This is a genomic window from Mesorhizobium sp. WSM3873, assembly GCF_001672445.1.
Lineage (GTDB): Bacteria > Pseudomonadota > Alphaproteobacteria > Rhizobiales > Rhizobiaceae > Mesorhizobium.
On the sequence record NZ_LYTM01000005.1, the window covers coordinates 1 to 21,979 of the forward strand.

The window sequence follows — 21,979 nt, forward strand, 5'->3', positions numbered from 1 at the left end:
CGGTCCTGGCGCGCCACAACCACCGCCTCACGCACCCAGGCATGCTCGCAAAGCCGCGCCGCGATCTCGCCCGGCTCGATGCGGAAGCCGCGGATCTTCACCTGCTCGTCGTTGCGGCCCAAAAACTCCAGATTGCCGTCCGGCAGATAACGCCCCAGGTCGCCAGTCTTATACAGCCGGTCGCCCTCCACAAACGGGCTGGCGATGAATCGCTCGGCCGTCAGCTCGGGCCGGTTCAGGTAGCCACGCGCAACGCCTGCGCCGCCAATGTAAAGCTCGCCCACCGCCCCGAACGGCACAGGCGCGCCATGGCCGTCAAGCAGGTACACCCGCGTGTTCGCTATCGGACGGCCAAGGGGAGGCAATTGGGGCCAACATGATGGGTCAGCTGCAAGCCGGTGCTCGGCAATGACGTTGATTTCTGTCGACCCGTATTGATTGATCAATCTCGCCTTTGGATGTGCTTCGAAGAACGCCTTAAGCCCTGGAGTAGCCTGCAGTTGCTCACCCGCTGTATAGATCTCACTTAGAGAGGGCAGTTGCACTTGCTGCCCGCCCCAGACCTCCGCAAAATGGTTCAATGCTACGAATGGAAGGAAAAGCCGCTCGATCGCCTCCCCCTTCACGAACTCGAGCAAGTCGGAGAAGTCCTTGCGGGTTTCTTCCCGCAAGAGCACGAGCAGTCCACCCTCCTTCCAGCAAATGAACAATTCCTGGGAGGACACATCGAAGTTCAGGGTCGCGAATTGAAGTGTGCAAAGTTTTGACGTGCCAACCCCCGCGAGCGAGTTCACAAGCGACCCGTGGGACATTTCGACGCCCTTTGGCGTTCCGGTAGAGCCTGAAGTGTAGATTACATAGGCGAGATGGCGTGATGTGAGGCCAAGCGTGCGCGGGTCCGGGTCCGAAGGCGCGCGCTCGGCCCAGGCCGGGGTGGCCGTATCCAGATCGACCACCGTCACATCGGTCAGCACCTCGGGGCCGAGTGCTGCGCGTCCGGCCCCGTCGCAAACTAGCAGCCGCGGCGCGGCATCGTCCACAACCTGCCGCAGCCGCGCGCTGGGATAGGCCGGGTCCAGCGGTAGATAGGCGCCGCCCGCCTTGAGGATCGCCAAAACCCCCACCACCATCGCCAGGCTGCGCTCCAGGCAGATCGCCACCGGCTGATCCGGCTTGACCCCAAGGGCGATCAGATGATGGGCCAGTCGGTTGGCCCGCGCGTTGAGCTCGCCGTAGCTCAGGCGCTCGTCGTCACAGACCACCGCCGCCGCCTCCGGCGCTTGGCGCACCTGCGCCTCGAACAACTCATGGATGCATCGGTTCGAACGATAATCGGCCGCCGTCCGGTTCAGATTCTCCAGCAGATAGGTGCGCTCGGCGGCCGGCAGGATATCGATGCGGCCGACCGGCTGCCCCGCATCGGCCATCACGCCACACAACAATGTTTGCAAATGCTGCGTCATACGGTCGATCTGCGTCGGTGCCAATCGACTTGCATCAAAGTGCCATCGAAAGCTCCCATCCAGAGTGCAAAGCTCGAATGTCAGCAAATCACCGGACAGGGTTGTCTCAGAACTCGCGTTCGAAGCTAGATCGCTAGCGGCAGAACAGCTATCTGCTGTAATCGTAATGCCAATCGACCAGGGCTGGTGTGATCGTAGTGCCTCCACACCTCGCAATGTCGGGCAGCGCGCGATAAGATCCCGCGCGAAGCTGCCGTGCTCCGTCAGCCGAGCGAATTCGGCCACCACCGCCCCGCGCACTTCCTCAAAATTATGTGCAAGATCAATGGTAACTTCGATCGGCACGACAGAGGCGATAAGCATCTCCACCGCTTTCGAACTGGCCTGCCATCTATCCCATGCAGGCGTGCATCCCAGTTGAAGCTCTGCTTCTCCCGTGATGCGGGCGAGATAGATCAGCCAAGCCGTTACCAAGTATTCCGTGCGATCGAATGGCGACAGCTTGGCCAAAGCACTTGGAATGACGCCCGAACTCGACTGCCATCTGGGCGGCGTCTTAGCCACGGACGACGACACGAAGGGAAGCTGCGATGTTTTAAACTGCTCTAGCCGCTGTCGCCAAAAATACTCTGAAGGGGCCAGCTTCTCATGGGCGGCAGTTATGCTCCGCACCTCATCATCGCTTAATATCGGAAGGCGACCACCTTCATCAAGATTGCAGTGTCCCGCCAAGCTCCCTCCGTCACCAATACCGTCGCCGACAGTATCGCAGTTGCCACCGTTCCCTCGTCTGAGTTTCCGGTGAGCGTGGTCAGCGGACGACTTCTCCTCAGTCCGTGCTTTTTTTAGAGGATCACGCATGCATCGTGCCAAAGGCGAAATCGTTCGCAATGAACATGATAGCAAGAACACTGCTATGTGGCTTATCCGACATCGCCGGACATCGTACCTTTGAGCGCGCTTTCAATCGGCACAAGCCTTCCAGAATCTCCCCGATGTGTTCGCCGAAGCAAGCGGAGCCTGGAACATATCACTGTCCCCGCTTGCGGCCGCGTAGGTAGGGACCCTTCGTCGAAAGCCCCCGTTTACAATGAAGACCAATGAGAAAGCGGAGCCGATGTGAACGAGATAACAAACAATTTTTCCGCTGAGGTCGGCGGAATGCGATGCGGATGGTGTTGGGTCGCTAAGGTGGATGTTCCTCGCATTGAGCGGCGGTTTGATATCTGTCGTTGGTTTATTTTGTTCAATATGCCGAGCCTGCCGGGTCGTTGAGACTGTGGCGCTCGGTTCCGTTGAGGGGCGGGTTGAAGATACTTACGAGGATCAGGTCCTTGTCTCGGCCCCCGCGCAGAAGATGCTTGTCATGCTTATCAAGCACATAGATGTCGCCCTTGCCAATGGGGAAGACATTCCCGTCCATGTCCTCGACCTCGCCCTCTCCGGCGATGCAGTAGCAGGCTTCGAGATGATTACGGTATTGCAGAAGCGAGACCGTGTTAGCGCGCACCACGGTGTGGCAGATGCTAAAACCCATGCCGTCCTTCTCGGTCAGAAGGCGGTGGCTAGTACCATTGCCCCAATCGACGAAGTGATCGGTCGCTTCAACATCCTGCAGGCTACGCACAATCATAGCACTATCCCCTTTTGTATTCCGCAGCCGAGCCGGAAGTAGGGCGCGTACTACCGTGATGTTGCCACTTCTGCGCGGTACTGCCGCCTGCGTTGCATGTTTCAGAATGCCCTACCGGCCACATAAAGTGTTTTCGGTCGCAAATCTGGCAAGTTGTTTCCTTCCTTCGCTGTGCCTCGCCACACGAATACAACTCCGCAGCCTGTTACGGAGCAAATCTCGTGCCACCCTGGTAGAGAAAGGGGATAGAAATTGGGGCTGTTTTTTCAGATAATTAGAGAGTGGAAGGATTAGCAGGGCAGCGAAGCCAATCTTACAAAGGACTTGCGGCACATCGATTACGTTCAAATGAATAAGTTGCTGCCCTGCGAGGTCGTTTCAGCGCATCTCGAGTGGTGGGTCGGCAAGACAATGGGGAACGGGAATGATCGCAGGCGTAAAGGGACGGCTTTGGGGCCGGAAGCTTCGGGCCGGGAAAACCGGACCCAAGTTGGGCGCAAGCATTGTTGGCCTCCGCCCGGTCAGGCATTCACCGGCTCGGAAAATGCCAATTGATTCTGCTCAACCGCGGCATGCCTAAACGGCCACCTGCGTCCCGATCTCGACGACACGTCCGGTTGGGATCTGGAAATACTCCGTCGCATCGGCCGCCGAGCGCGCCAGGCCGATGAACAGCCTGTCCTGCCAGACCGGCATTCCGGAATTGGGCGATGCCTTGAGCGAGCGCCGCGACAGGAAGAAGGATGTCGTCATGATGTCGAACTTCCAGCCCTGCTTGCGGCAGATCGCCAGCGCGCGCGGAATGTTAGGCTGCTCCATGTAGCCGAAGGTCAGCGTCACCCGCATGAACAGCTCGTTGACCGTCTCCATCTTGACGCGCTCGCTGTCGGGCACGACCGGCTGCGGTGCCGTCACCACCGAAAGGATGACATTCTGCTCGTGCAGCACCTTGTAGTGCTTGAGGCTGTGCATCAGCGCGGTCGGCGCGCTCAGTGGATCGCTGGTCAGGAACACCGCGGTGCCCGACACCAGATGCGGCTTCTTCTTCAGCAGGTTGCCGGCAAGGAAATCCAGCGGGATCTCGTTCCGGCGCGTCTTTTCGAACAAATAGCGGGTGCCGCGGATCCAGGTCCACATGGTGAGCACAATAACTGCGGCAATGGCAAGCGAGGACCAGCCCCCTTCAAACACCTTGACTATGTTGGCGGCAAAGAAGCCGGTATCGACGAAGGCGAACACCGCCATCAAGGCGACCGCGACGCCGAGCGGCCACTTCCAGATGCGCGTCATCACAACAAAAAGCAGTATATTCGTCACCAGCATGTTGCCGGTCACCGAAATACCGTAGGCCGAGGCCAGTCTGCTCGATTCACCGAAGCCGACCACCAGCAGCATCACCACCAGCGCCAGCAGCAGGTTGACGCGCGGCAGGTAGATTTGGCCCGACTGTTTTTCCGACGTATGCAGGATCACGAAACGCGGCAGCATGTTGAGCTGCACCGCTTGTCTGGTCAGCGAGAAGGCGCCGGAGATCACCGCCTGGCTGGCGATCACGGTCGCCGCCGTCGCCAGCACCACCATCGGGATAAGCATCCAGCCTTCGTTCATCTCGAAGAAGGGATGACCGACGACACCGCCATTCGCCAGCACGAAGGCGCCTTGCCCGACATAGTTGAGCAACAGGCAAGGAAACACGATTGCCAGCCAGGCAAGCACGATCGGCTTGCGCCCGAAATGGCCGAGGTCGGCATAGAGCGCCTCAGCGCCGGTGACGGCGAGAAAAACCGCACCAACCGTGACGAAGGCGACTTCGGGCGAGTTGACCAGGAACGACACGATGTAATGCGGGCTGATTGCTAGCAGGATTTCCGGGTCGTCCATGATGTGGTTGAAGCCGGAAAGGCCGATGGCCAGGAACCACAGCGCGGTAACGGGCCCGAACACCAATCCTACGCCGCCGGTGCCAAACCGCTGTACCGCAAACACGATCGCCAGGATGGCCAGTGTCAGCGGCACCACATAGGGCTGGAATGTCGGCGTGACGACATTCATACCTTCGACCGCCGACAGTACCGAGATTGCCGGCGTAATGACTGCGTCGCCGAAAAAAAGCGCCGCGCCGACGATGCCGATGCCGAGGATCACCGCCGAGCGGGTCGGGAAACGGTTGCGCGCCAGCGCCATAAGCGACAGCACTCCGCCCTCGCCTCGATTGTCGGCGCGGAGCACGAACATGATGTATTTGATCGTCACGGTGATCGTCAGCGACCAGATGATCAGCGACAGCACGCCGAGGATGTCGCCACGGTTGGCGACGTTGCCACCGGCTGATGCATGCAACGCCTCGCGGAATGCATAGATCGGGCTGGTGCCGATATCGCCGTAAACGACACCGAGTGCGCCCAGCATCAGCACCTTGGTGCTGTGCTGCTCGACCTCAGAATGGCTCGATTGTTCGACAGGTTCTGCCTCGTTACCAGCATTGGTAAGGGCCATGGACGACACTCCGATAAGCGCGCGGTGCTCTACGCTTGTTGCACTGCAATATCAAGTCCCGCAACGTAATGTCTGCCGGCATCGCCTGTCGTTGCTCGCCTTGGCAGACTCGCCAGCCCGAAGCCCTACCGACGAGCAATAGCGCACCGGCAGAACCCTCAGCGCCCAGATCAATGAATGGTTCTCGGCCACAGTGCCCCCCGCGATGCGACCGATGGCGACCAGGGTGTCGGGGCGCACAAGGATGGCGGTTTCCTGATGCCGTTGCTCCAGTGTGATCGCACCGTTGCTGCGCAAGCCATTTACATGCTCGATCCTAGCGAGACGTGGCCAATTCGAACGCAGGGCCAAGCCGCTCACCGGCCGCACTTTGCGGCGCAGATAACGATTCGATCGTCCGCATTCCTCTGTCTTTCCAGGAGACGGCGTGGACATCATGCCGTTCCTCACCGAACCCGCCCCATCCTGGGACAGGAAAGCAGACGAATTGCTGGCAAAACGGTTCGCCGCAGGCCCTGCGTCGGGCGCGGAGCAACTCCAGGCGGTGACCATTCCCGAATAGCCGCCGCCGATGACGATGACGATGATGGAACCTTCAGCCAAGGCAGCTCAATTCGAATCGTTGTGAGCGACCCGCTTCGGACCCCATTCGATTGCCGGACCAGACATGCGTTGACGGGCAGTATTCTGAGGGTGTTTGCGCACATGTTCATGGTGGCCACAATGGAGATCGCCTCAGAAGCGGCGCCCATTCGGAAGCATTAGAACCTCCGCGAAGCTTCCTGCGCCGTTGGCATGAGTCTTGATGTTCTCATTTTGCACGGCGGCGATCTGCCTTCCGGCAGTCGACCTTGACTGATCTTCATGTATTATAAGGAGAAAACGATGAATACCGATATGTCTGTATATGGCGTGACCGAGCTAACGCGGGAAGAGGCATCCTCAACTTCTGGCGGGTGGCTTCTCTGGGCATTGTCTGGAGCTTTTAGCGTCGCAGTCATAATCGCTGGCATTCTAGAACTAACAAAGAAAAAGTCATAGGCCTACTACTGGTCACTAGCTGGGCTAGGGGAACAATATCTTACCTCCCCTGACGTATCCATCTACAATGGAGAGAGCATCCTTTCCAGACGGCCAGAACGATCTTTGGTCATCTTTGTCGGTTTTGTCGAGTTCGTGACACTGTGCTGTTCGCCCCGATGTGCAGCCCCGCTCACCACTAAGCCGTTGAAACAAAATGCATGAGCGCTGTTTTGCGGTTTCCTGTGCAGTTGGCACGACCTTTGATGATCTCGTTGTGCGGCGGCACACGCTGCTACGGTGCATTATTACTTCATCCTGTGATTTCGAGCTCTAGGAAAGGAGAAAAAATGAAGACCAATATGCAAGCCTGTGGTGTGACCGAGTTAACGCGCGAAGAAGCATGTGCAACGTCCGGAGTGTGGTGGTTCTGGGCAGCGGTGGCAGGATTTGGCGCAGTTGCTGCGTTAGGACTGGCTATAGCAGCCTTGGAAAGATACCTTAAGCATCATTAAGACGATCGACAATATTCGCAACTGCATGGGGTTAGCCTCGGTCACCTCCAGGCAGGTGTCGTCTGGTTTGTCGCATAAGCCGACGCACTCTCAGTTGGGTTGGGAATAAGCTACAGAACGCCTTTTTGGCCGGAGCTGTCTCCACGATCAAGATCTCCGGCATGGAGAGCTTCGCGAACTTCAAGGTGGAGACCCGCTTCATCAAGATGCTGCATTTCGTCTACAGCTCCGGCCTGATCTCGATCTTTGGAGACAGTACCTCGACTTTCCTCGCAATTGTATTCACCATCGTGCTGCTGTGGTTCGTAACGACGCTTGCCCTCGATCAAACCGTCACGCCCGGCGAATTACTGTCCTGCTACACCTTGCTGGGCTATGTCACCCGGCCGGTTGCCAGTCTGATCCAGACCAACCGAATCGTTCAGGATGCTTTTATCGCGGCGGATCGCCTGTTCGAGATCTTCGACCTGGAGCCGGAAAGCGGTGGCGGCATCAATGCCGACAAATCCGACATTGGCGACATCCACCTGGAGAAGGTCACGTTCCGCCATGGTAGCCAGCTCGAGCTTTTCGAGGATCTTAGCGTCACCTTCCGTCGGGGGGAAATGACAGCGGTGGTGGGGGAAAGCGGCTCGGGCAAGAGCACCCTTGCGGCGCTGCTGCAGAATGTCTACCCGCTTGAGGGTGGACACATACGGATAGGCCGCTATGCGCGCCGTGAAGAAACCCGCCGCGACCACACGGCCCGCTTGATGGTGTATCTGGGTACGAGAAGCGCGACAGGGCAAGACCATCGAGCCGCTCTATTGGCTGCGATTCAAACGGCCACGATCTCCGACGACGGTGCTGCGATAGCCAGTTCCCTTGTCGCCACGTTTCGTGAACGTGGGTCTCTTCTGCCCGCCATCGACACGATCGAACGCATTGGTCTTGCCGCCCGCGCCATTGCTCGTCGACGGGCAGAAAGAGCGCTGATCGAAGAAATCTCGGTCGATACGCTTCAATCATTGGATAGGCTGTTGGAGGTTGATCCGGCGATCGGCCAAACCCGCTTTCATTGGCTGCGCTCGGCACCCGAAGCGCCAGGTGCGTCAAACCTGGTCGGGCCGACAGAACGCATTGCCTTCCTGCGCAAGCTGGAAATCGACGCGAAATTGCAAGCGCATATCATCTGGACGGTGGGACCAGATGATCCGTGAGGGTAACGCCACGCCGGCATGGCTGGCCAGCGATTTCAATGCGAGTCGCCGGCACGTTTTGATCGTGGCGCAGGTTATCAAGCTCGGCCAGAAGCTCACCAACCATGCAGTGTCGATGTTTATCAAGCTGATGGGTCGGCTGTTCTCGCAAGCCAATAATCGCAAGAAGCAGCGACACATGGACTGCAGACCGAACACCGCTAAAGCCCTGCGCATGTTCCTCGACACGATCACTGCCCTGCAGTCCGCCAACGACTATGGTCGGAACGCGTTGGAGGTTCTAGATCAGAAAATTGGATGGCATCGGCTGCTCCGGATCAAGCCTGAGCTCGAATCGATGGTCGAGGACAACGAGGCGTCGCCCTTGGCCTTGGCGGCCGAGCAATATGCAACCGTAAGCAAATATGCCGGCGCGTTTTTGCAGGCGTTCACGTTCCAATCGACGCGGCGACACGATCCCCTTCTCGCAGCAGTTTCACTGCTGAAACGGCTCTATGCCGAGAAGCGGCGGGCACTTCCGGATCGCGTCCCGGTCACCAACCTCAGCCAAGCCCATCGAAGGCTCATCTTCGGACGGGAGAACGCGATCTGCGGCCAGTAGGCCCCAGCCGCCACGCAGGCGGAGACCTCTTCGGCTGCCCGGCGGAACGCATTCCTCAGGGAGGCGCCCTGCCGATCGTAGAAAGCAGCTCTCATTCTCGGTCTCCTGACATTTGCCAATGACCAAAGGGATATCGATGGCACAAGTGTTCTTGCAAGTAGGCAATATTTTTGCCTATAGGTGTATAATGTAGATCCTTGGAGCTTCGCCTATAACTGTGCGGCGGAGGTGATGGTCGACGTGGCCGGCGGAAAGTGGAAACCGCTGATCATCTACGAACTCCTCAACGGCCCCCGACGTTTTGGTGAACTCCTGTCGCTTGGCAGTTAATTATGAGAATGGCTTTTCAACGATTTCAATGAGATTGTCGCGCACTTGATTTGAGAATGTGCACTTAACTTGATAATCGAGCAGGGTCATTGGCATTTAATGTGAGAAATCAGCGTCAGCAACGTGGCGGCGTTCACTTTGCTAAGGACGGCGGATGAACTTCAAAGAATGCACGGCCTTCGCGCTAATACGATGGCAGTTACATTGAGAACCCGAGCCTACGCCATTCTCACAATTAACAGCACAACATGACTGAAACGACCGCATTCTCGCAATTAACTGCCAAGCGACATCTGGAATCAGCACGGCAGATTGAGCAGGACATCAACACCCATTCCTAGTCGCCCGGCCACGTCGCCGGGGCATCATCAAGGCGTTGTCGAGCCGGGCAATTGGCATTTAATGTGAGAAGCAGTGTCGGCAACGCAGCGGTATCGAATTTACTCAAGACGGCGCATGAAATTCAATTCATGACCTTCACGTTGATGCGGCTGCAGTTAAATTGAGAATCTGAGCTACCCCATTCTCGCATTAGCTGTCGAACCTAACCGAAACGACCGCATTTTTACGATTAGCTGCCAAGCGATACCTGCCACGCGCGGCCCGGGAGCACAGCTCGGCATGCGTTTGGTGTTCGTCTGTTGTCCGGTCAAAAGCAATGCCGCGGCCGTTCCTGTCGGGACCGAGGTCGGATCTCAGATCAACTTCCGCATCATTAGCTCGTCTTTGATATAGGCGTAGTACATCGGCGCAGCGATAAGTCCCGGGACCCCCAACCATGCCTCCATCACAAGCATGGCCAAGAGAAGCTCCCAGGCCCAAGCTTTTGCGAGCGTTCACAAAATATTCGAGCTTGTGGATGATGACGAGGAAGGCGAGCGTTGCCAATGCGACCGCCGGTGAGCGTTGGCAACGCCTGACCGCGCGGCCTTTCGCGGGCGCACGCCGCGATGCACGATTTTGACATCCCCCACGACCCTCATTCCCCCTACGGACGTGCCCTCGCAAGGCGAGACATGATGATTGCCACCAATCGCGATCCAAGTCGCACTTGCGCAAGCGTAGAACATCCTATTACCAATGGCTCGCCAAGCGGTATGGCCAGGGGGGCGAATCGTTGGATGCATTCTTGGAGGAAATCGCGGCCGATGAGCTGCGGATCATCCGGTGCGCGGTTTATCCCGGCCGTTGGGCGCAATTTTCGCAAGACCATGGGCTCAATTGGCAGGTGGTCCCGTTTCGCGCGGGCGGTGCAACATGCGTGCCCGAGAGTTCAGGGCTCTACTGCTTCATCGTTGGCAACAGTCTGGGCGGCCTGCCGCAAGTCCTGTTTCCGCTATATGCCGGCGAGACCGAAAATCTGCGCAGCCGCTACATGCAATATTTGACCGAACGTAACAGTGAGCGCGGTCGCAAGCAGGTTCGAAAATTCCTGAATGTTTTCTGGGGCGAGGCCGAATTCTGCTTCGCCGAGCATGAGGCCGCCAAGCCGCGATTGCGAGAGATCGAACGTGCGCTCAACGACAGTCTCCTACCTCCCTATTCGCTGCGCGATTTCAGCGCTGAAGTGAAAGCAAGCCGGAATGCATGGCAATGAGTAGCGCCCTCTATCTTCCCGCCATCCAAGGCCAGTTCGGCAGCTGGCTTTATTATGCAGCGCTGATGCGACTCGCCGATCTTCAGAAGCGGGTGCGCTATGCCCGCGAGATTCACGACAATCCCAAGCTGAGCGAGATGATCCAGCGCAGCCTAGACGACAAGACGCGCGCGCAAGACATTTCGGATTATCTGATCAAGACCCAGGATCGGTTCTTCAACTCACTCGTGGTGGGCGTCCATGGCGGCCACCCCCAATGGCACCCCTTCGATGTAGAGGTGCGCAATAACGCGCATCGCCTGTCGGATATCGACGACAAGGATCGCGAAGCTCTCGGTTATCTCGAATTCAACGGAAAGGAAAATCTCTTCGCGCTCGACGGCCAGCACCGGCTGGCGGGCATCAGACGCGCGCTCGAGAAGAACGCCGAGATCGGCGATGATCGCGTGTCGGTCCTGTTCGTGGCCCACCAGACTGATGCCAAGGGGTTGCGGCGAACCCGCAGCTTGTTCGTGGCTATCAACAAGAAAGCGGTCCCGGTGGCGAAGCGCGACATAATCGCGCTCGACGAGGTCGATCTGGCCGCGATCCTCACCCGGCGGTTCGTAGACGAGCAGGTACTATTCAATCAAGGTCAGATCGACGTCGACCGTTTCACGCCGAGCATTCCCGCTCAAGCGCCCGCCCTGACCTCGATTGGTCATTTTTACGACCTCATTAAGCTGGTGCTGGGCGACATCGGTGCAAGACGTGGCGACGACGAACTGAAGCTCGCCACGCGCGTCCGCCTGCCCGACCGCACTATCAACCGCTACGCGGATGAAGTCCTCGATTATCTCGAGCGGCTGATCGCGCTCGATTCCGAGCTTGACACCGCGATGCGCAGCAAGAGTTTCGGCGAGCTGATACCGGCTGGACGCGCCGCACCGAAAAATCGGCTGATGTTTCGTCCGGTTGGTCTCACGATAATGATGCGGCTGATCGCCTCTATGCAACGGGAGCATACGCTCGCCGCCACTTTCAAGCTCGTTACGAAGGTCCCGCTCGAGCTGACCAAGGCGCCGTTCAAGGGCGTGATCTGGGATGATCGCCGCAACCGGATGATCACCGCCAACGCCTCGCTCGCCCTCGCACTTCTGCAATATATGCTCGGGGAACGGCAGGCCGATGCGAAGCTGCGCGAACGCCTTGCCGTGGCACAAGGCGTACCGGGCGCCAGCGTCCGCTTGCCTGCACGGTTCAACTGATGTCAGAGGCTGCCGCAGACCTTACCGTCGCCGAAATCCCGCTATCCAGTCCCGTCTTCGCTCCTACGCTACGCACGGGCGAGCTCGGGGCCGTGTTCCGGGACACAACCTCCTCGTACAAATTCTTCTGGCTGCTCGCGATCATCGATCTGCTGCCGGAATTCGATCGGCCGTTGCCCGCGGCCCGGCTGGTGCAGGCGATGGTCATCCGCGCGTGGGCGGCGGTGGCTCTCTTCCGGCTGTCGTTAGGCAAGGTCGACCGCCTGCAGGACTGCGTGCGCGTTCTCCAGGCCAGCTCGGGCCTGCCGGCGCGAACCTCGGCCGCGCGGCTCTCCCGGACGCTCGGCGCTTGGCCGACACTTCCCGACTGGGTCGATGAGCTTGCCCGTTTCGTGCCCGGCCGCTTCCTGGGCAGTTGGTTTCCCCAGGCCGCACGCGCGACCCCATACGATCGGCGCGGCTCGCGCGAGCTCGTGGCGGTGTCGGATTGTGCCTTTGGTCGAGCCGATAGCGGCCCCTATCGGCTGATCGAAACACGCGGCGCGGTGCTGGTGGAGCTCGCGCCGGGCTGGCGCGATTGGCTCGGGGCGAACCGCGCGCTCGTGCTTGGCTTCGCCGAGCAGCAGCTCACGCGGTACCTTCAGGCGCGCAACCCCAATGTTCCTGGTATCGTCAACAAGCTCGAGCTGCCGCGCCGTCGCTCGCTTGGCCCGGCTCGGGCGTGGTGGGCCGAGATCATCGCTCAGGCTGGCGAGCCGGCATTGGCGGACATCTTCAGCGGCGAGACGCTCGATAAGCGTTTCGAAGTTGATCATTTCCTGCCCTGGTCGTTCGTGGTTCATGACGAATTCTGGAACCTGGCCCCAATCGTGCCGGGGGTGAACCGCAACAAATCCGACCATCTCCCGGCGCTCGACTTGTATCTGCCGCGACTCGCCGCGCTGCATGCCCGCGTGCTCCGCCGCCCCGGCCTTCCACGCCGCCTAGCCCAGGCCTATGCCGACTTTCTCGGCGTCGATCCGTCGCAACTGATGGGGCTTACCCCACAATGGATCGAGGACCGCTATCACCAGTTGGTCCGCCCCCTCGCACAAATCGCCGCGAATCAAGGGTTTCCAACAGGTTGGCGCAGTGTCTCTGAGGACGGTGATACACAGGAAATTGCCGCCGAGGGTGGTGGTCAAACCATGCGTCTGCTAGGCTCGCGGGGGGACATGAGGTGAAGGGTAAAACGTGAACAAGGCTACAGCAGATTCGCAGTCGTACCGGTTTGGCGGGCACCAAAGCTTCGCGCTCCGGACCGCTTGGCTGCCCAAGGCCGCGCAAGCCGTCCAGGAGGGCGACGATGTCTTCAGTGATCCGCTGCGCGGGGTAGTTCGGCTTGGCCTCGGCAAGAACATGGTCGAATCGCTGCGCGTCTGGATCGAGGCCTACGGCATCGCCGCCCGCAAGGACGGCAAGTGGGCGCTTACACCGCTTGGCGAGGCATTGCTCGGCCCCGGCGGCTATGATCGGTTCCTTGAGGACGAGCAGACGCTCTGGCTACTCCACTGGAACATCGCCACTCTACGCGAAAGTCCGTTCTTCGCCTGGGAGTTGCTGATCAACCGCTGGAGCGAGCGGTTCTTCACTACGTCGGAGGTCATGACCGCGTTCGCGCGCGAAGCCGAGCGCGCGGTCCGCCCGCTGTCGAGTATCAGCGCGCGGCAGCATTTCGACGTTTGGCTGCATACCTATTTGCGGGGCCGCAATGGCCGCGGCGAGGAAGGGATTGATAGTCCCCTGTCGTCGCTCGGCCTGGTGGTTCGCGCTGGCGATCGCGAGACTGCGCAGGGTCGCCGCGAACCAGTCTTCGCCTTCGATCTTGATCCCAAGCCAATAATCAGCGACGCCCTGTTCGCCTATTGTCTGCATGACTGGTGGAGCAATACCTTCGAATTCGAAGAGACCGTTTCGCTTTCCTCGATCGCTTTTGGCCATGGCGCACCGGGGCGCGTTTTCCGCATGCCCGAAGAGGAGGTGCTGGCGCGTGTGATGCGACTTGCCTCCGGCCGCGGCGCCCGAATCGAGCTCATTGAGAGCTTCAACCAATTTATGTTGCGCCGCGCCGCGTGCCCGGCCGCGACGCAACTGCTGCGCGATCTGTTCCGCCAGCAGCCCGCTGCGGAGTTGATTGATGCTTGATGCCGGGACCCGCACGCCGGATTCACGCTTCGAGGCCCTGCTGCAGGTGCGCCCGCATCATCTGCGCTCGGTGCAGATCGAGCGCGATTTCGCCGACCCTCATGCCAGCCTCTATTATGTGGTGACACCGTTCATCCGCGCCACCGCGCAGCGGCTGGCTGCCGGTTTCCGCAGTGGCTCGACGGAACGCGCCTGGCGTCTGACAGGCGACTATGGCTCGGGCAAATCCAGCTTTGCGCTGGCGCTCGCGCGGCTTGGGCTCGCCGAGAAGAAGCTGCTACCCCAGGAATTGCAGGACTATAGCGCCACGCGGCGGCTCGAGCCTGTGCTCGTGGTGGGCGAGCGCGAGCCGGTAGGCCAAAGCGTCCTGCGCGCTTTGCGTACCACGGCAAAGCGGCGCTTTGCGCGCATCCCGCGCGCGCTTGACACCGCGCTCAATGTGACACCCGAGCCGCCGCACGTGGTGGCGGCGCTGGACGCGTTGCGCGCGGCGCTTATCGCGGACGGCAAGGCGGCTGGCCTGCTGGTGATCCTCGATGAACTTGGCAAGAATCTAGAATTCGCCGCGACCCAGCATGAGGCCGACGATATCTATCTCCTGCAGCATCTGGCTGAGCTCGCAGCGCGCAGCGGCGATCAGCCGGTGATGGTGGTGGCGATCGTGCACCAGGCGATCGCAGGCTATGCGAGTCAGCTTACTAGCGCGCATCGCCGCGAATGGGAGAAGGTGGCGGGCCGCTACGAGGAAGTGGTGTTCTCGCCGCCGCTCGAGCAGGCCGCAACGTTGATCGCCGCCGCGCTCGACGTGGATGTCAACGCCTGCTCTGCGCCGCTGGTGCGTGCCGCCGAGCGCACAATGGCGAGTGCGCTCGACCAGAATTGGTATGGCAGCGGCGTCAGCCGGGCCGCGATGGTCGACCTCGCGCCGGCATTGCTTCCACTCGATGCGACCGTACTCCCCGTGATCAGCCGGGCAATGCGCCGCTTTGGCCAGAATGAGCGGTCTCTGTTCAGCTTCCTCTCCTCCACTGAACCGTTCGGACTGATGGCCCATGCCCAGCGGCCGGTAGACGGGTTCAGACCGTATCGGCTGCACGACTTCTTCGACTATCTCTCCGCCAATTTCGCCAGCCTGCTCGGCTCGGGCGCCCATGCCACGCGCTGGAACCAGATCCGGGAGATATTACGCTCGGCCGAGACGCGAGCACCAGACGAGGAGGCCGTGCTCAAGACGGTGGCGCTCCTCAACCTCATCGACGACCCGTCGCTCCCGCCCACGCGTGAGGCCGTGCTCCTCGCCGTGGCCGGGATGGACAAGCGTGCGAACGACCGCGCCAGGGCGGCGATCACACGGCTCTCGCACGAAGCCCGCATCCTCTATGACCGCGGTGTCGCCGGCGCTTTGTGCCTATGGCCGCATACCAGCGTTGATCTGGACCAGGCCTTCGCTGCAGCCGAGCGGGCGATCGGTCCGATCGACAAGACGTTCGACCATTTAAAGCGACTTGTGCGCACCGACCCGATCGTCGCGCGGCGCCATTATGTCGAGCGGGGCGCGCTTCGGCATTTCGAGCTCATCTGCCTCGACAGCGGCCGCTTCGAGCAGGAGGTCCAAACCGCAATCGAACCGGACACTCATGCTCCGGACGGGCGGGTTGTGCTGTTGCTCTCCGCCACCGAGCAGGCGCGTGAGGACGCCTGGGGCCGGCTTGCGCATTGCACACTTCCCGAGACGACCGTCGTAGGTCTGCCGCGCCCCACCGCCGGTCTCGACCCGCTGCTGTGCGATGTGCTCGCCTGGCGCTGGGTGCGCGATCATGTCCCGGCGCTGGCCGGCGACCGCATCGCACGCACTGAGGTTTCGCGGCAGCTGGCACTTGCCGAGGAACGTCTCACCCGCACCCTCGGCGGCCTGCTCGATGTGCGCGGCAGTGCTGCGGTCGGCATTCGCTGGCGCGATCGCGATGGTGAGCGCCAGTTCGCCTCGTCGCGTAGCTTTGTCTCGCATCTCTCCGATCTGTGCGATCGCGCCTTTTCGCTGTGCCCACGGGTCAGCAATGAGCTCATCAATCGCCGGACCTTGAGCACGGCTGCTGCGCGCGCGCGCAGCCTGCTCATCGAAGCGCTCGCCACCAACGCCGATCAGCCCGGCCTCGGCCTGTCGAGTCAGAACACCCCACCCGAGCGCGCGATCTATCTGTCCGTGCTGCAGAAGGGCGGCATCCATGTGCAGCGCGAAGGCCGGTGGGAAGTCCGCATCCCGGAAGGGGGTGAGGACCGGCTGAATTTCGCGCCGGCGCTCAACGCAATCGCGCGTATTCTCAAGGCCGTGGACAAGCCGGTGGGCTATGAAGTGCTGGCAACCCGCCTGCGCGGCACGGATTTCGGTATGCGCGACGGGCTTATCCCGCTGGTGATCGCGATCTATTTGCGCGCGACCTGGCACGAGACCGCGGTCTATGAGGACGGCACATATCTCGAGCAGGTGGGCGGCCCCGAATTTACCCGCATCACCAAAGAGCCCGAGCATTTCGAGTTTCAGCATTGTGCGATCGAAGGAGTGCGGGCCGAGCTTTATGTCCAGCTTGGCGCAGCGCTCGAGACCCGGCTGAGCGAACGCCCAGCGTTGCTCGACATCGTTCGGCCGCTGATGACCTTTGTCGGCAAGCAGCTCCCTGACCATTCGCGCCGGACCCGCCGCCTGTCCCCCGCTACGCTTGCTGCGCGCGGCGCGCTGCTCAGCGGACGCGACCCCAGCGCCCTACTGTTCACTGACCTTCCCAAGGCGTTCGATATCGAGGCGATTGGCCCGGAGACGCTTCCTGGAAGCGAAGCGGTGGCCCGCTATGTGAAAGCGATGGCCGGGGCGATCCGCGAGCTGCGCGACGCCTATCCACGCCTTCTCAATCGCCTCGCCGCGGCGATCGGCGCGGCCCTTGAGACCGACGAGGACCTTCCAAAACTGCGCCCGCCGGTCCTCTTGCGCGGGCGCGCGCTCGTTCCCGCGCTGGTGGAGCCTGAATTGCGCGCATTCGTGCTGCGACTCGCCGATGAGAAGCTCGACGACACTGCTTGGCTCGAGTCGATCGCCAGCTTCGTCGCCCGCAAGCCGGCTGAACGCTGGACCGACAGCGACGAAGAGGAATTTCACCAGCGGCTCGCCTTCTTCACTCGGCGCTTCCGTCAGGTGGAGACGATTCACTTCCCAGGCCAGGGCGATGACGACAGCGCCTATCGGATCGCGGTGACCTGCGCTGATGGCCGTCAGATCGAGCGGATCTTCCGCACCACTGCCGAGCAGGAAGCCGCCATCAAGCGCGCCGAGACTGAGCTCGCGCCGCTGCTGGAGCGCACTGGCCGGATCGGACGGATTGCAGCCGCGCGATTGCTTCTGGCCGCCGCTGACGACGAAGACGCCGACGTAGAGACCTCATCAAAGGTAGGATCGACATCGTGATCAATTGGGACGGCCCCTCAGTTCGCCATATTCTGAGCCTTTCGGGCGGCAAGGACAGCACTGCGCTCGCCATCCACCTGCGCGACCGCGTGCCGAACATGGAATATATCTTCCATGATACGGGCAAGGAACTGCCCGACACGGTCGCCTATATTGAGCGGCTCGAATCCTATCTCGGGCAGCGTGTGATCCGCACCACCACACGTCAGGGGTTCGACGACATTCTGCGCACCAAGGGGGGCGTTCTTCCCTCCGGACGGCGGCGCTGGTGCACCGACTACCTGAAGCTCAAGCCGTTCGAAGCCTATATCGGCGACGAACCCTGCGTCAACTATGTCGGCATTCGCGCCGACGAGGAACGGGTAGGCTATATCAGCCACAAGCCCAATATCCGCGCGGTCTTTCCGTTCCGCGACGACGGGATCGACTATGCTGGCGTTGTGCGCATCCTGACCGATTCCGGGCTTGGCATGCCGCCATATACCGCGTGGGGTCGCACTCGCTCGGGCTGCTTCTTCTGCTTTTATCAGCAGAAGATCGAATGGGTGCGCCTGAAGCAGCATTATCCTGAGCTGTTCGAAGAGGCTAAGGCCTATGAAAAGCCCAACCGCGTGAACGGCCAGGTCTTCTATTGGACCGACGAGCCGCTCAATCAGCTCGAGCGCCCCGAGCGCATGGCGGCGATCGAGGAGAATTGGGAACGCAGCCAGCAGCGCAAGCGCGCGCGGCGCACCCAGCGACCACTTGTCGACGTGCTCGGTGGCCTGGAGACCGAGGCCACGCCGCGTGACGGCTGCATGATTTGCCAACTATGAGCGGTTCACCGCAGGGGCATGCCACGCCGGGTGAGCGCTGGATCTCGTTTCTGCGCAGCTATGGTCCGATCAACAAGATCGACGGCATGTATGCCGAAACCGTAGCGCGGCAGGCGCAGGCGCATGGCGTAGCACCGCTCGCCTTCGAGCATCCCGAGGCGGAGGCGCTCGCAAAAGCGATCGCACCGGCAGAGGGGCGGCTCACCAACATCATCCTGACCGGAACCGCGGGCGATGGAAAAACAAGCCTGTGTAGCGAGCTGTGGCATCGGCTGACCGGCGACGAGAGCCGTAAGGCCGGGCGGGACCGCAGCAATTACGGCAAGGTCGCGCTCGAGACGCCGGATGGCGAACGTACGCTTCACTTCATCTTTGAGTTTAGCGGCTTCACGCCTGAACAGCGCCGACCCTGGATGCCCGAGCAGATTGACTTACTCAACCGCTTCGCGCGGTCGGTGTTCGATCCTGAACCGCGCGAATATTTCGTTCTCGCCGCTAATGACGGCAAACTCGTCCAGGCTTTCGATTCGCTGCCGGATAGCGCCGACACGCGGGTCAAGCCGCTCATCGAGACGCTGCTAACACGCGACCACCGCAGCCAGGCGGGCGCCGCGCTGCTGTTTCTCAACCTGAGCCGCATGTCGACGCGCGAGCTGCTGGAGCGCGCACTCGATTGCCTACTCGGCCGCGCGGAATGGGCGTGCTTCGACGACGAGGCCAGCGATCCCGCGTTTAGCCCTGCTTCGCCCCTCACTAGGAACTTTCAACTACTCCATGAGCCGCGCATTCGCGAACGGCTGCAGGGGCTTGGCGAGTTGTGCGACAGCAATGGCTTTCACGTTTCCATCCGCGAGGTCCTGCTGCTCCTTGTGAACGGCCTACTTGGCTATAAAGGCGGCGACGGGGTGGCACGCCCCGATGCGCTTCGCGACATGGTGCGCGACGGCCGGCACCATGATGCGTGTCTCTACGACAATCTGCTCGGCGCCAATCTGACCGAAGCGAGGCGCGAGCGCTTCGCGGTCTTTCGCTTCCTCACCGGGTTTCGCATCGGACTTGAGACCAGCAATGCACTCGATGCTCTTCTGGTTTTCGGACAGAATGACGCCGACCTCCAGCCACATCACCAACGTCTGCTTGCCGACGACACGCAATATGGCGTGAACCCGGTGTTCGAGCGGCTGCGCGAAGCCTATCTCGAAGCCGATGAGGATCGCGGGGCGGCCGATGAGTTTCACGCCGGGCTGATCGCAGAGCGCCGGCGGCTGTTTTTCCGACTGACCGAGGAGGATCCGAGGTTCGATCCCTGGCAGTTGAGTGTCTTCCAATCGGCCGGTGCCTATCGCAGCCAGCTTCTCGCTCCCTTGCGCGCGAGCCGTGCAGTCAATCCGGGGCTGATCGCGCGGCTCGTTCAGGGGCTGAACCGTGTCTGGACCGGCATGCTCGCCGGCGCGCTCGACAAGCTCTATCTCACCACCGGCCTCGACTTCACCACCGCGCGGGTGAGCGATCTCTATCTCAACGCTGTTCCGATCGAACTCGACTTCAACGGCTCGGGACTCAGCTTGGGCTTCGACCCGGATCGTCACGTCCCAGTGCTACACGTCCATCTGCGCCAGGATCACGACGCAGCCCTGCCGCTCACGCTGATGCGATTCGAATTTCTGATGCGCGTGGCACACGGCGCCCTGCCCTCGAGCTTCTCGAAAGAATGCTATGAGGACATCATCTCCTTCAAGACCCGCGTGCTTTCCGACTTCTACCGGATCAACCAGGGTCGTTCGGTGCTGTTGTCGATCCTGAGTACCGGCGCAGATGGCGCGTTCGCGACGCGGCAGCTTGGGATACGGCTATGAATTTCCTGGCGCAAGGCAATCGGGCCGAAGTTGCCACAGCATCGGGCGCGCCTGGACAAAGTACCGTCTGGGTGGAGGAAGCGCTGTTCGGCCATCGCTTGTGGCCCCGCCAGACGCCCTGGCTGCTGTTTCTAGAATTTTTGAACGTGGCGGAGGCCTTTCATCGCATGGACGCGGACGCCGCCTTTTCGCCGCGCGCGCCCGACACGCTCCACCCTTACAAGATGCGTTTCCGCTTGGGCTTGCGCGCCATCCTCTTCAGCAATGACGAGATGGAGCGGATCGCAGCGACATCGGACGACAGCGACAGCCAGTGGAGCGAATGGCTCGAAACGATGCAGGGCCTGAGCGCGGGTACCGACTTCGGCTACCTTCGCGACCGCTTCAGCAGCTTTCGCGATTTCGCCGAACTAGTGGGTCTAGTGCGTCAGACCACACTCGAGAACGAATCGAACCGCCGTAGTTCGTCGCGCTTCATCTTCCCTTTCGGCGTGGACGCGCTCTTCAGTGACGCCACCTACAATGAAAAGACCGGCGCGATCACCGCTGACTTCAACAATTTTGGCCGTACCGGCGAAATCCTTTACATGATGGCGAGCCGCGCCGAGCGCGGTTTCGAGCTCCGCGCGCCGTTCGCCGCGCTGTTCGATCTGGAGCAGCCCAAGAACCGGCTGATAGCCCGGCTTTCCGCACCTGGCGATGATGATCCCAACCGCGACCAGAAAGGCGAGACCTATCTCCCCTACCGGCAACATCCCGCGTTCAATCGGTTGGCGGATGACTGGCTGGCGATCTTCGCGCTCGGCCTTCCCGCGCAGGACGCGTTTGCGCATCTCGTTCCGATCGGGGCGTTCCATGTCATCCTCTACCAGCTCGAGACCGCCGCGGCGCTGGCGGGCCGTGCCGTGCGGCCGCCGCTGGTATGCGAACTCATCGCGCTGAAGCGCGAATTCGTGCGTCAGCGCTCGATCGTCTCCTACCAGGACAATGACAGCCTGACATTGCGCGCGCTCGACGGAGCGATCGACAGGTTTGAGGAGGAACCGGAATGGATGGCGCTGCTGAGCGACGAGGTCTCCGATCAGGAACGTGCCGATCGCGCCGCGGACCTGATCGAAGCACGCTTCCATTATCGCGAGAAGGCAGGCCGCGGAACGGCGCCGCACGACCTCATCGCCAATCTCCGCCGCGAAGTGGAAGAGAAACACGAGGTGGGCGCCGGCCGGGTCCACAGCAGCTATGCGCGGCAGATCGGTCTTGCCTCGTCGCGCGGTACCAATCGCACACGCTACGCGCCCAATGATGCGCTGCTCAAGACGCTAGTCATTGCCCGTGTTGCTCAGCGGCTCGAATTCAAACGTTTTCTTGCCGACCTCCACGAACACTATGGCCTCGTATTCGGTGAAACCGAAGCACGCGCCGCGCTAGACCCGGTGGAATTCGACGCCGCGGCGTTCGAACGCAACCGTGCTCGACTCGAGGCGCGGCTCGCCAGTATGGGGCTGTTGCAGCGTCTGTCGGACGGCTGCGCCTACGTCGTAAATCCCTTCTCGGTGGAGCGCTGAT

The 21,979-nt window shown here is 60.9% G+C and carries 14 protein-coding genes and 2 pseudogenes; 12 read left to right on the forward strand and 4 right to left on the reverse strand.

Annotation, left to right across the window (positions count from 1 at the left end; translation table 11 throughout):
* From A9K71_RS04565 to A9K71_RS31885, 4 genes are all read right to left on the reverse strand, one after another.
* Positions 1–1,973 (reverse strand): amino acid adenylation domain-containing protein (locus tag A9K71_RS04565; RefSeq protein WP_245299517.1); only part of this gene is annotated, 1,973 nt, incomplete at its 3' end.
* Positions 1,974–2,709: 736 nt separating this feature from the next.
* On the reverse strand, positions 2,710–3,096 hold the full coding sequence (locus A9K71_RS04570; protein ID WP_066991018.1) for an ectoine synthase: 387 nt from the start codon (positions 3,094–3,096) through the stop codon (positions 2,710–2,712).
* A 576-nt stretch (positions 3,097–3,672) separates the two neighbouring features.
* Positions 3,673–5,592 carry a potassium transporter Kup gene (locus A9K71_RS04575; protein WP_066991021.1) on the reverse strand — a complete coding sequence of 640 codons (1,920 nt, stop codon included), beginning with the start codon at positions 5,590–5,592 and terminating at the stop codon, positions 3,673–3,675.
* A gap of 51 nt (positions 5,593–5,643) precedes the next feature.
* A complete protein-coding gene (locus A9K71_RS31885; protein ID WP_197504180.1) occupies positions 5,644–6,195 on the reverse strand; it encodes a hypothetical protein in 552 nt (183 codons plus the stop codon).
* 767 nt (positions 6,196–6,962) lie between these two features.
* On the opposite strand from A9K71_RS31885, the gene A9K71_RS31125 reads away from it, so the two are divergent.
* The 12 genes and pseudogenes from A9K71_RS31125 to A9K71_RS04620 all read left to right on the forward strand — a co-directional run bounded on the left by A9K71_RS31125 (position 6,963) and on the right by A9K71_RS04620 (position 21,978).
* Entirely contained in the window at positions 6,963–7,127 is a 165-nt protein-coding gene (locus A9K71_RS31125) for a hypothetical protein (RefSeq protein ID WP_156752582.1), read from the forward strand.
* Positions 7,128–7,258: 131 nt separating this feature from the next.
* Positions 7,259–7,849, forward strand: a pseudogene (locus tag A9K71_RS32975) (ATP-binding cassette domain-containing protein); the annotation flags it as partial.
* Positions 7,835–8,897 (forward strand): annotated as a pseudogene (locus A9K71_RS32980) (DUF4158 domain-containing protein); the annotation flags it as partial. The pseudogenes A9K71_RS32975 and A9K71_RS32980, both read left to right, overlap by 15 nt.
* A 261-nt stretch (positions 8,898–9,158) precedes the next feature.
* Complete coding sequence (locus tag A9K71_RS29775; protein WP_082980336.1) at positions 9,159–9,257, forward strand: winged helix-turn-helix transcriptional regulator; 99 nt, start codon at positions 9,159–9,161, stop codon at positions 9,255–9,257.
* A 1,129-nt stretch (positions 9,258–10,386) separates the two neighbouring features.
* Positions 10,387–10,854, forward strand: coding sequence for a GIY-YIG nuclease family protein (locus A9K71_RS04585; protein WP_156752583.1), 468 nt, complete (start codon positions 10,387–10,389; stop codon positions 10,852–10,854).
* Positions 10,851–12,101, forward strand: coding sequence for a DNA sulfur modification protein DndB (locus A9K71_RS04590; protein ID WP_066991027.1), 1,251 nt, complete (start codon positions 10,851–10,853; stop codon positions 12,099–12,101). The genes A9K71_RS04585 and A9K71_RS04590 overlap by 4 nt, the downstream gene beginning before the upstream one ends.
* A complete protein-coding gene (locus tag A9K71_RS04595; protein ID WP_082980338.1) occupies positions 12,101–13,324 on the forward strand; it encodes an HNH endonuclease domain-containing protein in 1,224 nt (407 codons plus the stop codon). The genes A9K71_RS04590 and A9K71_RS04595 overlap by 1 nt, the downstream gene beginning before the upstream one ends.
* 10 nt (positions 13,325–13,334) lie before the next feature.
* The gene (locus A9K71_RS04600; RefSeq protein WP_066991033.1) at positions 13,335–14,285 is read left to right on the forward strand and encodes a DUF4007 family protein; all 951 of its coding nucleotides are present in this window, start codon (positions 13,335–13,337) and stop codon (positions 14,283–14,285) included.
* Positions 14,278–17,742 (forward strand): hypothetical protein, encoded by a 3,465-nt coding sequence (locus tag A9K71_RS04605; RefSeq protein ID WP_066991036.1) that lies wholly within the window; start codon positions 14,278–14,280, stop codon positions 17,740–17,742. Before A9K71_RS04600 ends, A9K71_RS04605 begins: the two co-directional genes overlap by 8 nt.
* Positions 17,739–18,557, forward strand: coding sequence for a phosphoadenosine phosphosulfate reductase family protein (locus tag A9K71_RS04610; protein ID WP_197504181.1), 819 nt, complete (start codon positions 17,739–17,741; stop codon positions 18,555–18,557). Before A9K71_RS04605 ends, A9K71_RS04610 begins: the two co-directional genes overlap by 4 nt.
* Positions 18,554–20,413: a hypothetical protein gene (locus tag A9K71_RS04615; RefSeq protein ID WP_066991042.1), complete on the forward strand. Its 1,860-nt coding sequence runs from the start codon at positions 18,554–18,556 to the stop codon at positions 20,411–20,413. The genes A9K71_RS04610 and A9K71_RS04615 overlap by 4 nt, the downstream gene beginning before the upstream one ends.
* A complete protein-coding gene (locus A9K71_RS04620; protein ID WP_082980339.1) occupies positions 20,410–21,978 on the forward strand; it encodes a hypothetical protein in 1,569 nt (522 codons plus the stop codon). The genes A9K71_RS04615 and A9K71_RS04620 overlap by 4 nt, the downstream gene beginning before the upstream one ends.
* The last annotated feature ends 1 nt before the right edge of the window (position 21,979 follow it).